Here is a 13751-nt window from a genome sequence, read left to right on the forward strand (position 1 = left end):
AAGTTTCAATGAATACAACAGCTAGAACAAGGGGGCAGCAGTTGCACTTGTTCTCCTTTGTTGCCAAAGAACAGCCGGGTTTTTACATTCTGCGCCACGTTGTTTATTTTCGAAGGTCTTAAACCACCCCGTGCACGAAGAAGCCATATTCGCCCTGTTTGAACTGACCCCCGACCTTGTCTGCATTGTAGACAAGGTCGGCTATTTTAAAAAGATCAATCCTGCCGTGAGCCATACCCTCGGGTATACCACCGCGGAGCTGATGGCGCAGCCGGTGGCCACGTTCATTCACCCCGATGACCGGTCACGAACCGCCGCGCACCGGCACCGCCTGCTCCTAGGTATACCGCTGCTCAATTTTCAGAACCGGTACCTCACCAGGCAGGGCAGCTCCGTGTGGCTGCAGTGGACCTCTGTTTACCTGCCCGAGCAAGAGCTGGTGTTTGCCATTGCCAAAAACATTACCGAAGGAAAGCTGGAAGAGTTGGCCCTGACGGAAAAGGTGCTCAGCCTCTCGCAGCTGAACACACATGTAATGCAGCACACCGAAAAAGAACGCCAGCAGATTGCCAGTGCCCTGCACGAAGACCTGGGACAGCTGGCCACCGTGATCAAAACAAGAATGGAATGGCTGAACGGCCAGCACCACAACCTTTCGCCGCAGAGCAGCGATATGGTACAGCAAACTCTGGGCTCTACCACACAGCTCCTCAACCAGCTTCGCCGCCTATCGTACTCCCTTAGTCCCGGTGCGCTGGCCATCCAGGGGCTCGACGAATCGTTGCGGGAACTGTGTGCGGAGTTTAACCGGCAAACCGGTGTGGCCTGCCAGTACAAAAGCCGATTTGGGGAGCGGCACCTGGCCGAAGAGGAAAAGCTGGACCTGTACCGCATTTGCCAGGAAGCCTTGCAGAACGTGGCGCAGCATGCCGCCGCCAGTTGTGTAGTTGTTTTTTTGCGGCAAACCAAACGCGGACTGCTGCTAACCATCACCGACAACGGGACCGGCTTTGACCCTACCCAACAAAAGCTTTCCGGGATCAATATCATGAAGGCAAGGGCCCTCTCGCTACAGGCTTCGTTCGCCATCGACAGTACGGACAAGGCAACAACGGTGACCCTGCTGCTGAAAACACCGGTACGGCAAAAGTTGCCGGCAACCAATCGGTAAAACAATCGTCACTACGGCAACAACTGTACGAAAAGTGTTGGAGCGTGCAACTGGATCAAAGACCCAGGTCAGCAGGTTTACGTGTTAAGGAGCACACAGCAGGCCGCATTTTACCCGGTAATTCAAAGCAACACTCAGCCGCCTTTTACATATTTCCGCCAATTGTGTTCCTCCCTGAACCCTAAAATGTCACGGATCTTTCGATTGGAAAACAGGGCTTCATGCTCCTCCAATTCGCGGGTAATGGGCACACCGGGAAAAAATTGGCTAGCCAATTCCTTGCTGGGAATAATGGCACCGTTGTGATCATTGCCTGCATTGAACACCTGGTAGCCAAGGCCGTCTTTTTGCAAACACAGATCTACTATTTGTCCCAGGTCACGGGCATCAATATAGCAGAACGCATTCCTGCGGCGTACTTCAGGGTTTTTGAAGTAATTAGGAAACAGTTCGGCATATTCGTGCGGCTCAATCACATTGCCGATGCGAAGGGCATAAATGTCGAAGCCGGACCGGCGTTGAAAGGCGCGGGCTGTTTGCTCATTCACCACCTTCGATAATCCATAGCTATCCATCGGATCCACATCATAATCTTCTTCCAGGGGCAAAGCCTTCGGAGCCGTTTTGCCATCCGAAAAACAAACACCGTAGGTGGTTTCCGACGAAGCGATAATGATCTTTTTGATGCCCAGCTTAACCGCTGCTTCAATCACGTTGTAGGTACCGATGGTGTTCACCCGGAACGTTTCGTTATCAGGCCTGATCAGGATCCGGGGCACGGCAGCAAAATGGACTACCGCATCGAAGCGGGGTACGCCATTACCTCCTTCCAACTCGTCTAACCCGGCATAGGAACTCATGGCATTGAACATTTGCCCCGAATCCGTGATATCAGCTACCAGGTTATCTACTCCAGGATGGTTCAAAGGCGCCAGGTCTACATTCATCACCCTATGCCCCTGGTCCAGCAGGTAGGGTATCACGTGTTTTCCAGCTTTTCCCGATCCGCCCGTAAAAAATATTCTCATGTTCGACATGTATGCACTTGTTGATAATGATTTCGTTTTTGCCCCTGTGCCCTTGTAGGCTGCACATTCCATACCCGTTTCACCAATCGTAGTTACAAATGTAGGGAGAATGGAAAAGGGCTACAGTGCGGGCTGCAACGAGCACGGGCCCTGGCTGCGGTTTATTCAAAAAGCTGTATAGATAAGCAACTGAACCAACTTACTGCAACCGAATAAGAAACAGCGATCAAAGCAAGCGTAAAGCCGTAAAATTGGGGCATGAAAAAGAGCATTCTGGATCTTTTTAAATTAAACGGGCAGGTAGCATTGATTGTAGGAGGTAACCGAGGGCTTGGTCTTTCAATGGCACAAGCACTGGCCGAAGCGGGTGCCGCCATTTCCATTGCGGCCCGCGATATGGCCGTAAATGAAGCGGCTGCAAAACAATTGCAAGCCGACTATGGTGTTGAAGTGATCAGCAATTGCTGTGATGTGACGGAGGAAGGGAGCATTCAAGCCGCTGTTGAAAAGACCATAGCGCAGTTTGGAAAAATTGATATCCTGGTCAATTCTGCCGGCATCAATATCCGTGGACCTATTGAAGAGATAACGCTTGAAGATTTTAATAAGGTGCAACAGGTAAATGTTACCGGTTCCTGGCTGGCATGTCGTGCCGTGATTCCGTTTATGAAGCAAAAGGGTTATGGCCGTATCATTAATATGGGCTCCATGTTATCCGTAACCGCTATTCCCGATCGTACTCCTTATGCTACCAGTAAAGGAGCCATACTGCAATTGACCCGCTCCCTTGCCATGGAAGTGGCAAAAGACGGAATTACGGTCAATGCAATTTTGCCTGGCCCCTTTGCTACCGAAATAAACTTGCCCCTATTAAATGACCCGGAAAAGTATAAAGCTTTTGTTGCTAAAATACCGGTTGGCCGTTGGGGTGAGTTGCATGAAATAGGAGGTATTGCCTTATACCTGTCCAGTCCCGCATCCAGCTACACCACAGGAAGTTGCATATCTGTGGATGGAGGCTGGGTTGCTATATGATGGCTGCAATGAATTATAGAAAAAACATACGCGAAGACCCCTGGCATACACAGAACCCCCGAAGGCTCAAGCCGGCGATAAGAGCACTTTCCCTTCTTTGCGCTACCTGCTGATCTAATTAAGCACTAACCCTTCGGTTCCGGAACTGGAAGAACGCAATGCTGAGGAACACCACGGCAGTGATGATCGCATACCATTGGTAGGTTACAATGTTTGCTTTGTAATCGGGCATCACACTTAAAATAGTAAACGCATATGGGAAAAATTCTACCAGGTCTGTTTTAAATTGAAACAACATCATGGGCGACATAAACCATCCGACCAACCCAATAGCAAGTGGGGCTACGAAATTGCGGAACCGAAGCGAAATCCAGAATTGAATGGCACTCAGTCCCAGGCTCAGTATCCAGGTTTGCATATTCACCGCCAGGATTTGGTAGAGATCAAGCTTACCCCCGTATATGGCAGGGTCCATCATTTCGATAATGCCCCCGGTAATCGCCGTAAAGAGGTTATAAGAAAGAAGAAACAGCAGCACCATCCCCTGCAGCACCCAAAACTTTCCAAGGAAGATATTGATCTTGGGCTGTGGCGAACTGAGCACCTGTTTCCATGTTTTATCCCGGTTTTCGATCTGCATCATCAGTGCACAAACCAGGATAATATAGAACGGCAGCAGCGCTATGCAAATCGGTTCGCGACCCTCCAGGAAATGTTGGGTCCAAGGCAGGCCTTGCTGAAGCTTTTCATCCGGCTCCATATGCTCTAGGAACGACATGAGGGGGCCAAAGGCAGCCGCCGCCACGCACAGGTAAACGGCAAGTGTTCGTTTCAACTTCAATGTTTCGGAACGGAGGGATAGCAGTATACTCACGATGCATCGGTTGTAAGGTTGATGAAAAGTTGTTCCAGGTTATTTTCCTCTGGTTGCAGCAGGAAAAGATCGAGGTTGGACTCCATGACACTTCTGGCTATGGCAGCGATGTCGTTGTTGCTGCTGCAGTGAACAGCAACCGCATCACCCACTACCTGTGGCCCGTATGCAGCCAACAAGGGGAGCGCTGCCGCGTTATCCGAGGTTTTGATCAGCAGCCGCGCATCTTTTTGGCGTAAGGCGTGCAGCTGGGGCAGTGTGCCTTCAAACAGCAGCCTGCCTTTGTAGATGATGCCGAGATGGCTCACCATTTTTTCCACTTCCGAAAGAATGTGGCTCGAGATCACGATGGTCATGCCATGCCGCTGATTCAGGTCCTTCACCAGCTGGCGCAATTCAATGATGCCGCTTGGATCCAATCCATTGGATGGTTCATCCAGGATCAGTAGTTCCGGGTTGGGTAAAAGTGCTACGGCAATGGCTAGCCGCTGTTTCATACCCAGCGAAAATTTCTTCGTCGTTTTTTTACCTGTGTCTTCCAGTCCTACAATTTGCAGCACCTCTTTTATTCGTTCCCGCTTCACCCCATAAAATGGGCGATATATTTCCAGATTTTCCCTTGCTGTTAAATGACTGTACAATGAAGGCGTTTCAATGAGTGATCCTATTTTCTTCAGGATATTGATCCGGCTGGCATGCAGATGCTGGCCAAAAATTTCGATATCACCTCTTTGACTTGGCAATAAACCCAGTAACAGGCTAAGCGTAGTTGTTTTGCCCGAACCGTTCGGTCCCAGGAAGCCATAAATGCTTCCCCTTTCTATACTCAGGTTTATGCCAAACAGCGTTTGCACATTTTTGGAATAGTGATAAGAAAGGCCTGTGGTTTTTATTGCGCAAGAATTATTCATGGACCATTTTTTTGCTGGAGCACTCATTAGTTACCAATCCGGTTTTGTTCGTCGTTCGCACTGCCTGCAGTTCGCTTTACAGGAGCAATCTTTTTTCCCTTGCTAAAGCTGTAGGTAAAGCCAAGCGTAGCCACCCTTGTTTCGGCTACCTGCCGCATTTGCACATCTACATTGCCGTACTGCGTTACACCCCTTAACCGCTGCGTCCAGAAAATATCGCGAACAGAAAGTCTAATCGTTCCTTTGCTCTTCAACACCTGCGTGCTCACGCCTGCACTTACCTGGCCTACCGGGCTGGTACGCATTACCCCATTCAGGCCGCGGCCTCGGTACGTGCCACTGATCTCCGCACTTAATGTTTTGGTTACCTTGAACTGTTGTATGCCGTTAAGTGTGAAATTGGTTGCAGAACGATCAATGGAAAAATCAGCTACATCACCTTTGATGTTGTCATTAAACACATTGATGCTGATATTGCTGGTCCACCATTTCCGGATGGGCGTGGCCGCATTCACAGCAATTCCAAACTGTCGGAGCGAGGCAACATTCGAAGGCATATTATAAGCTTCCTCTCCGCGCTGCTGGATGACCGACTGTATAATGTCTTTGATGTACGTGTAATTGATGGTGGTGGTAATCTGCGACTTCCAGTTATGCGAAAGCTCAATGTTGTTGCTTACAGAAGGCTTCAGTTCAGGGTTGCCCGCGCTGAACGTGTATCGGTCGATAAACCGGATAAAAGGGTTCAGACTCTGGTAATTGGGACGGTTCACTCTTCTTCCGATGTTTGCGCCAAAGTTGTGTTTGGCGTTTGCCTTATACTGGAAATAAGCGGTAGGAAACAATTGCGTATAACTCCTGTCAAAATCCTCACCTGTTGTTTTCTGCAATCCATTTGCAACGGTATTCTCTAAGCGCAGTCCAAATTGCGCACTGATCTTTTTTGATAATGGGGTGCTGAGGTTGACGTATGCAGCATTGATGTTTTCCTTGTAAACAAAATGGTTGCTGCGGTTGTAGTCATGAATGATGCGGCCATATTGAATGCTATCATAATTGGCATCATTGTCTGTTCTTACGATGCTGCTTTTAATGCCCGCTTCCAACCTTGCGTTGTTCTTCAAAGGGTGCAGGTAGTCCACCCGTGCACTGTATACATCAATGTATTGCGGTAAAGAACCGGTCAGGGTATCCGCTTTCCGGAGCGGGTCACCCGATGCATTGGTATAAGAGTTCACCATGAACAGGCCATTATCGGAAACGTGCCTTACATAGTCGATATCTGAAGTAAGCTCCCTGCCCCTCTTATCCAATGCCCTGCGGATGTTGAAATTGGTGCTGATGCTGTTCCAGCTTAAATCATTGTCAACAATAGCACTGGTGATGCTTTGGCGAACCTTGGAAGCGTTCGCTATGTTCGTAATGTTCGGATTGTTCTGCGACATTGATCGCCAGTTAAGGTTAACAACGGCACCCATCGTGGTTTTTGGGGTTGCAAAAAAGTCCAGCCCGAATTTTCCATTATACGCATTGCCTGCTGAAACCCTTGTGGCCTCCTGGTTAAAGATGTTGTCGACTTCACCGGTAGTGCTGTTATATATGTTCCGGTCAAGCGACATGATGCCGTAATTCTTATTGTAATTGTGGCTCAGGTTGGTGAACAGGTTCCATTTGCCTTCCCGGTAATTAAAGTTGAAGCCTTCGTTTACTTTGCCATATCGTCCATAGCCATAGGCCACACTTGCCGAGCCATTCATCCCGGCCTTGATCGCTTTTTTGGTTTTGATGTTGATCACGCCAGCGTTGCCTGCAGCATCATAGCGAGCTGGTGGGTTGGTCATGATCTCAACCTGGTCCAGTTGGGCCGAGCTCATGTTGCGCAACAGGTTGGCAAGGTCGGCACCACCTAATTGCGTAGGCCTTCCATCCACCATGATCAGCACACTTTGTTTGCCTTTCAGGCTGACATTTCCATCACTGTCCACCGTTATCCCGGGCGACTTCTCCAACACTTCCAATGCCGATGTGCCCACGTTGGTGATGGATGCATCCACATTTACAACCGTTCTGTCAATGTGTTGTTCTACCAACGCCCTTTTTGCAGTTACTGTTACATCGGAAAGGTTTTTACTCAGCGGCGACAAAGTGATTGCGGGGAGTTGCACTCCAGTTCGTTCAGGCGTTACTTCAAATACTTGCGAGAATGCTTTTTTGTATCCTACGGCCGTTACGGAAACCAGGTATTTTCCCGGTTTGGCATCAGCAAAAAGGAAAGCACCCTTTTTATCGGTAGCCCCTAGTTTGGCTGTAGCAGAATCTTTTGCACGCAACAGGTAAACCGTAGCACCATCGGCTGGTTTATCGTTTTGTAAAACGGTTCCCGAAATGCCACCTGCATTTTGCGCAGTGGTAGTATAATAAAAGAAAAGGGATATTAAGGTGATGTAGATTTTCATAAACTATTTTTTGTAGTGATGGGAGCAATTCGGGGTTGGTATAGGCATGCAGCGGTCCTATGCTCCTTTTGGGAGCCTTGAACCTGTGCCGTATTTGGTAGTTATTTAAATCGTGGTGATGAGGTTAACCCGAGAGTTTTTTTATGAGCGCTCAGCTCCTTAACATTTGAAAAAAGCCCTATTATGTAACAGCCGGTGCAGGTTAGAGTGCAATGAGTAAAATCGGCTGAGGCCATTCCATTGATTCGTTGGATGTTGCAGCTCCGGGGCTGAAGGGCTTAGCGCTTCCATCAGTGTTTTTCACAAGCAATGCAACATAAATGGTGATGATCAGCAAAAGCACTGATACCGCACCAAGAAGAAGATTCTTATTGTTTTCCATGATGAAACATCTTTATGGGTTAACCAAAATTTTGTTGTTTGAAGCTTTCGTACTGCGGCTTCAACTCCTCGATATCCATCCCCAGCATGTATATGTTCCGAAAAATGTTAGGCAGTTCTTTTTCTATAAATTCCGTCTTCCGGTATTTCGTAGCATTTTGAACGGCATCGTCGCCCACAAAATACCCGATGCCTCGCTGGTTGTAGATGATGTTTTGACCTTGCAAAAATTCGTAGGTACGCATCACGGTATTGGGGTTCACTTCAAGTTGTACTGCCAGTTCCCGCACCGCCGGAATTCGCTCGCCGCTTTTCCAGTGCTTCAGCAGGATGCGTTCGCAAACGTAATCCGCTATCTGCAGGTATATTGCTATGGATTCTCTGAATTGCATGATAATATTTTTATGGGCTATACTTGTTTTCCTTTTAATACATAGTAGGTAGCGATCCAGGATAAAGGAGCAACCGCATAGGCAAGTACCTGTACGAAAGTGGGAAACCAGTGTGCAATTTTCGAAAAGTAATAATCGTCTGCTTTTTCGGGTAGTATATGTTGTGTAACCACGTAAACAAGGAAGAAAAACAGGAGGCACACAACAAAACCGGTGATGATGGTTTTGATGAAGTTGTACTTTTTAAAGTATACCGAACCGAGCAGAAAAAGTGAGGCTATTGAAAGGGAGAAAGGCAGCAGGTAAATGGCCCGCTTCGAATTGAAGTTGATCAGCGCTACTTCAAAAATGTTTGTTACCGTTGATCTGCCGCCGTTTGGCCTGTTCGCGGAAAATGAATTGGCGATCGCTACCATGATTACATCAACCAGGTAATAGCAGGCAATGAGCAAAAGCGGGAACAGGATCACGGTAAAGAACAGGCTGCACAACAGCTTTTCAAAATGGGAGGCCGGCACCAACAAAAAATGACTGCCCTTTTCTCTTGATCCAAGATCACTAAAGTACTGGCTGGCGTAAAAGGTGCCCACTGCAAACAGGGAAAAGAAAAACGTGGTGCGCTGCACTTCTTCCGGCAGCCCCGAACCTTCAGGAATGCCCATTATGATCAAGCCAAACGTGAACCAGGTGATGAGCAGGCCCACGTACGCAAGCAGGGAAAGAGTATAGCGCTTTTTATTGTCTGCCCAGTGCTTCAACACCAATAGCGAGAAACGTTTTTGCGCAAAAAATTGGTTCATAAAAGATGTTTATTGGTGGAATGATTGTGAAGTAGCTGGATTGGTGACAATGGCTTTGTATAAGAATTCCAGGTCAACCTTACTTTCTTCACCGGTTGTATTATGCGTAACCACCACGGTACCGCCAAAAGATGATTCGTTGTAATAAGCAGCTGCTATGTCTTCGGGGCCGTGTGCAAAGCGGAACGACAATTTGCGGGCAATAGAATCCATGGTTTCATTGAACAGGATCTTGCCTTCGTCGATAATGGTAATGCGGTCGATCAGGTGTTCGAGGTCTTTTACCTGGTGGGTACTGATGATGATGCACTGGTCATCGTCCATGGCTTCGGCCATTATTTTCCGGAACTGGCTTTTGCTGATGATGTCGAGCCCATTGGTGGGTTCATCCATGAGCAAAACCCTGGCTCTGGTGGCCAGTGCAAACGAGATCAGGACTTTCTTTTTTTGTCCATAGCTCATGTTCTGCAACGTATTGTCTTCCGGTATTTCAAATATGGAGATGTATTTCCTGAATTGTTCGGCCTCGAAGCGTGGGTAAAAAGGCGCATAATATTCAATGAAGTTGCTTACCGGAACGTCGGGCAGGTAAAACTCTTCCGGCACCATAAACACGTCTTCCAGGAAAAGGGGAAGCCTGTCGAATGGGGTATGGCCATTTACTTTGATGCTGCCCCTTTGGGGACGCAGCAGCCCGGCAATGTTGCGCAGCAAGCTCGACTTGCCGGTGCCGTTTTTACCCAGCAGGCCATACACGTGTCCCGGTTCAAAATCAAGCGTCAACTCGTTGAGAATGAGTTTTTTCTTATAAGCAAAAGACAGGTTTTGAAGCTGAATCATTGTCTCTGTTTTAGTGTACTACTTAAATAGTACACTACAAATATAGAACTCGGATTTATTTTTCAAAAGTATTTTTCAAAATCGACTCAAAAAAGTTGATTCAGTTTCTAATAGTGCCTGCTTATACTCTTTGGCAAACGGGGAACTAGGATATGGATTGGGACCTCAATGTGGTGGGCGATTTGGTGACGAAGCAATTAAAGTAGAGAAGTTGAATTTTTATGGGCCAAGATGCCAGTGCAATAATTTGGCGTCTGTTGCGTCGCACTCTTGTAGGTTCGGGAAGTATTCTGAACACCGGATTGGATAGAATTTGGATGATCATCAAAAGGGTAGAGCTTCTTTTCCTTCTGCGTCAAACCTTTCTATTAGTTTTTGAAAAACTTCTCCCTTGTTCTTGAAGTAACGATCAAAAAATTCGGATGTACCTTGTTTTAAATAGTATAACGCTTCAGAAGGAATCTGTTTGATATTAAATTCAGGCAGCTCAGAATAGAAGGCGTTACGCTGTATATCTTCCAAGTATTTAGTTAGCTTTCGTTTCGCTTCTGAATTATTTTCATCTAAGTGAGGTCCAAATGTTTCATCCTTAACAAAATCGGATTCCTGCAAAGGCGGATTGTATGCAAAAGAAGGATTTACAACTATGATTTTTTTGTTTTTCTGCCCCCCATCTTTGACTGCTTGGATTAGTAAGTTATTTATGTAAGGATCGAAAAAGCTATATCCGATGATAAAGAAATAATCTCGTTCTTTTAATTTTTTACTGAAGTTCTGAATCAAACTGAAAAAAGGTTCTACAGAGAAAAACTTAGTTCCATGACCGAAAATGATAAATGGATCATGCTCAATTCGACTTTCACCCTCTGTTTCATCAAATTCTTCATCAGCTAGACTTTTCTCTAAAACGCTTCCATCAGTAAGTCTCATCCAGTCTAAAGAGCCATGAAGTTTGTATAGGTTAATTATGTCTGCTTCTTGGTTATTTGCAGATTTGCCAAACCCACGCCATTCTCCTGAATAGAAGCCTCGGTAGGGTCTGGCCTTTTGTTCGTCGAAATGCTTTTCTATAACCAAGTCATAGTTCATTGAAAAAATTTCAAGAGTAAATCTCTCTTCATTCTTGTCTAATGCCGCTTGTTGAAAAAAAACATCCAGCGGTTTAAGAAAATCTGTGTTACTGATCTCAAGCCACTTCGGCAACAAAACGTTTTTTATTGTGTTCTCAATTGTATGGTAAAGACCAAACTCACTCTCATTTTTGAACTGTGCCTCCAATCGCACCAATTTATCAGCCCAATTACCAGTTATTGGATAAGGCAGAAAGTGTTCCCTATTTTTTATTCGCCTTATTAATAGCGCTAACTCTTCAATATTTGGCTGCATTGAATATTCACGGTTTACTTCCCATGTCTTCCATTCAGCATGGTAGCGTAAACAGGTCAGTAAAAACTTTATAGTTTCACGTTCAGTATCTGAAAAGTCATCCGTTTTAAATCGGATTATATCTTCTAATGCATTGAGCATCGCTTGTGACATTTTGCAGCCAGCGTCATAAGAAGCACCTGCTCCGAAGACGAACAAACTTTTATTAATCGCTTCTTGGATTGTCATACTAAATAAACCAAGCTGTTGTTTGGGCTACATCATTGTCTGGAATCTTACCGCCGCTAAAATGGGCTGCAAAACCTGCGATCATTTTTGCATATTGTGTAGTTACTGGCTGACTTTTCTGTTTCAATCCCTTCCAATATAATCGAGAGAACTCATAAACCTGACTAAGCAATTCTTTGTGACTAAAGCCACCGCTCTCTGTATTGTACAACCTTATTTTGATTGGGTATTCCTCGGCACTGATTACTTTAAGAGGATTTTTCCAATACCGTTGATTATTAAACAACAGATATTCATTTCCGTTTCTTTTTAATCTAACAAAAGTGCCGCTAGTTGGCATTCCATAATTGAACTCCACATCAAAACATATTTCGCTGCTAACTTTTGTATCGTTGACTTCTACTAAAGCAAAAGGTAGATTGAATCTAAATTCTTCTCTGATCAGCTTATCAATTTGTTCCATTTCCTTTCGGCGCGGAGGCTTATAATAATGAATAACTAACCTTTCAGGTGGCATTTTCTTATTTGCATCCAAAAAATCTATAATTGAGTTTCGCAAGGCAATTATTATATCTACCCTACTCAAACTTTGAAAAGACCTTACTTGCTTCAATTTTCCACTGTTATCAAAGTAAACGGCAGTTCCTAAAATAGATCCTTCATCATTATACTCCTCGTTAAATCCTATAACAAGCTCGTTATAACAGTTACGTCCAAGCTTCCATGGTATGCCACCAATCTTTGCTAAAATGGCAATTGAAATGTTTGGCAGGTGGTAGTGAAAATTAGCTGAATTGATTTTCCCACTATCGATCAATTGAGACGCAATTCCTTTTTGAAGCAGTTTTTCCTTTATATGGAAATATAGTTCGTGTTCACCCGAGTCGGCAGATTCTCTTGAAAAGGGTAATAATACCAGAGCGAAGTAATCAGTGTATGTTTCATTTACCAACTGATTGCTTACAAACTCATTAAATTCCTCAATAAACAACTCTTCATTTGTATACTGCAAACGCTCATTGGCAACATTCACAGATATTCCAACATAGCTTAATAGTCCAGGATAATGTTTTAAGCCCTTTTTCAGATAGCTAAATAGATTATTCGCCTGCTCTCTATTTTGATAAATAAACAACAATTTTGTTTTTTCAGCTTTCTCTTTTGGAACTTCGAATGGACCTCCATCACGCATTCCGCTCGCTGCATTCACATCCTTATATCCTTTGCCGAAAAGCATCTGATTTTTATCAAAATCAACTTGATCTATATCTGCTGGATGGACAGTTTTAAAACCACCACTTTCGAATCTAATTTTTTCACTCGGCTCATTTAGCAGAATAGAATAAATGTCATTTAGAGTATTATACAGATTGTGATAAAATATTTTAACTGGCTTGTTTTTAATATTTAGCTGACGACGCTTATTGTTGTTTGCAATTATAAATGATTCATTTCCTCCAGTGTTAAATCTAGCTCTCTTAATAAAATTATCGTGGTTATCAAGTATTCGTAATCCTTTCTCATCATTATTGAAATTGAGCTGTCGAGCACTTATATAAGTATCATTACTTCCGATGCTAATAGAAACTTCGTTTTCTGCGGGGTAAATAACAAGGTCAAACCGTGTATAAACATTCCAGTCTTCACTAAATCGTGATAGTTTTTGATACACTGCTAAATCTGCACCGGTTGGGAAAGGTTCTATCAGAAAACCTCGATTAGAGAATAGGTCAATCAAAGCACGTTTTGTATATGCTTTCTTTAGAAATAAAACGTCTGCTAGATTTACCGTAACCAAATAAGAATGATCATCTGCTTCGGTTTCAAAATCATAATAAATTTTACTTTTTTGCTCTTTATAGACCGGAGGTAGATCACGTTTCAAATCATCGGCTACTTCATGTGGCAACGCTGTACCCATCGACTTTAAGATAAAGTCCGGGGCCTTTGAGAAAAAAAAGATGCTTTTTGCACTCATCGTAACAGGCTGCTCTTCATTAGGAACTCTATAGCGAAAGCGATTGATAACGAGACTACTCATTACTTTTTTCTTTTGACTGAACGATTGATAAAAGTATCAATTCTATTCTTATTAATATGGATAGTGGCTAACCGTACTCCCTAATATCTGTACACACTTTCTGTACAGGCCCTATTAAAAAATTATCTGTTCATTGTTTGTTATGAAAACACCTGCGAACAGAAGAATCCACGGAAAAATCCTTTCCTTAGCTGTAATTCGTCCGTCA

The 13751-nt window shown here is 44.7% G+C and carries 12 protein-coding genes; 2 read left to right on the forward strand and 10 right to left on the reverse strand.

Annotated features, from left to right (window positions below; genetic code table 11):
• Positions 1-130: 130 nt before the first annotated feature.
• Positions 131-1171, forward strand: a complete 1041-nt coding sequence (locus EPD17_RS04320) for a sensor histidine kinase (protein WP_132052076.1) — start codon at positions 131-133, stop codon at positions 1169-1171.
• A gap of 134 nt (positions 1172-1305) precedes the next feature.
• Here EPD17_RS04320 and EPD17_RS04325 read toward each other — a convergent pair whose 3' ends face one another.
• Positions 1306-2199 (reverse strand): NAD-dependent epimerase/dehydratase family protein, encoded by an 894-nt coding sequence (locus EPD17_RS04325; protein WP_204743296.1) that lies wholly within the window; start codon positions 2197-2199, stop codon positions 1306-1308.
• A 258-nt stretch (positions 2200-2457) separates the two neighbouring features.
• On the opposite strand from EPD17_RS04325, the gene EPD17_RS04330 reads away from it, so the two are divergent.
• Positions 2458-3234, forward strand: coding sequence for an SDR family NAD(P)-dependent oxidoreductase (locus EPD17_RS04330; protein WP_132052080.1), 777 nt, complete (start codon positions 2458-2460; stop codon positions 3232-3234).
• A gap of 118 nt (positions 3235-3352) precedes the next feature.
• Here the strand turns inward: EPD17_RS04330 and EPD17_RS04335 are convergent, their stop codons facing one another.
• The 9 genes from EPD17_RS04335 to EPD17_RS04375 all read right to left on the reverse strand — a co-directional run bounded on the left by EPD17_RS04335 (position 3353) and on the right by EPD17_RS04375 (position 13543).
• A complete protein-coding gene (locus EPD17_RS04335) occupies positions 3353-4108 on the reverse strand; it encodes an ABC transporter permease (RefSeq protein ID WP_165929520.1) in 756 nt (251 codons plus the stop codon).
• Positions 4105-5019, reverse strand: a complete 915-nt coding sequence (locus EPD17_RS04340; protein ID WP_132052084.1) for an ABC transporter ATP-binding protein — start codon at positions 5017-5019, stop codon at positions 4105-4107. The genes EPD17_RS04335 and EPD17_RS04340 overlap by 4 nt, the downstream gene beginning before the upstream one ends.
• Before the next feature lie 26 nt (positions 5020-5045).
• Positions 5046-7475: an outer membrane beta-barrel protein gene (locus EPD17_RS04345; protein WP_132052086.1), complete on the reverse strand. Its 2430-nt coding sequence runs from the start codon at positions 7473-7475 to the stop codon at positions 5046-5048.
• A gap of 202 nt (positions 7476-7677) precedes the next feature.
• Positions 7678-7857: a hypothetical protein gene (locus EPD17_RS04350; protein WP_132052088.1), complete on the reverse strand. Its 180-nt coding sequence runs from the start codon at positions 7855-7857 to the stop codon at positions 7678-7680.
• A gap of 19 nt (positions 7858-7876) precedes the next feature.
• Positions 7877-8248 carry a GntR family transcriptional regulator gene (locus tag EPD17_RS04355; protein ID WP_132052090.1) on the reverse strand — a complete coding sequence of 124 codons (372 nt, stop codon included), beginning with the start codon at positions 8246-8248 and terminating at the stop codon, positions 7877-7879.
• A 17-nt stretch (positions 8249-8265) separates the two neighbouring features.
• Positions 8266-9048, reverse strand: a complete 783-nt coding sequence (locus tag EPD17_RS04360; RefSeq protein WP_132052092.1) for a hypothetical protein — start codon at positions 9046-9048, stop codon at positions 8266-8268.
• A gap of 9 nt (positions 9049-9057) precedes the next feature.
• Positions 9058-9888: an ABC transporter ATP-binding protein gene (locus EPD17_RS04365; RefSeq protein ID WP_132052094.1), complete on the reverse strand. Its 831-nt coding sequence runs from the start codon at positions 9886-9888 to the stop codon at positions 9058-9060.
• A 324-nt stretch (positions 9889-10212) separates the two neighbouring features.
• Positions 10213-11502 (reverse strand): SIR2 family protein, encoded by a 1290-nt coding sequence (locus EPD17_RS04370; RefSeq protein ID WP_132052097.1) that lies wholly within the window; start codon positions 11500-11502, stop codon positions 10213-10215.
• Position 11503: 1 nt separating this feature from the next.
• On the reverse strand, positions 11504-13543 hold the full coding sequence (locus EPD17_RS04375) for a Piwi domain-containing protein (protein ID WP_132052099.1): 2040 nt from the start codon (positions 13541-13543) through the stop codon (positions 11504-11506).
• Between the last annotated feature and the right edge of the window lie 208 nt (positions 13544-13751).

The organism is Pseudocnuella soli, assembly GCF_004347775.1.
Classification (GTDB): Bacteria; Bacteroidota; Bacteroidia; order Chitinophagales; family Chitinophagaceae; genus Flavisolibacter; species Flavisolibacter aquaticus.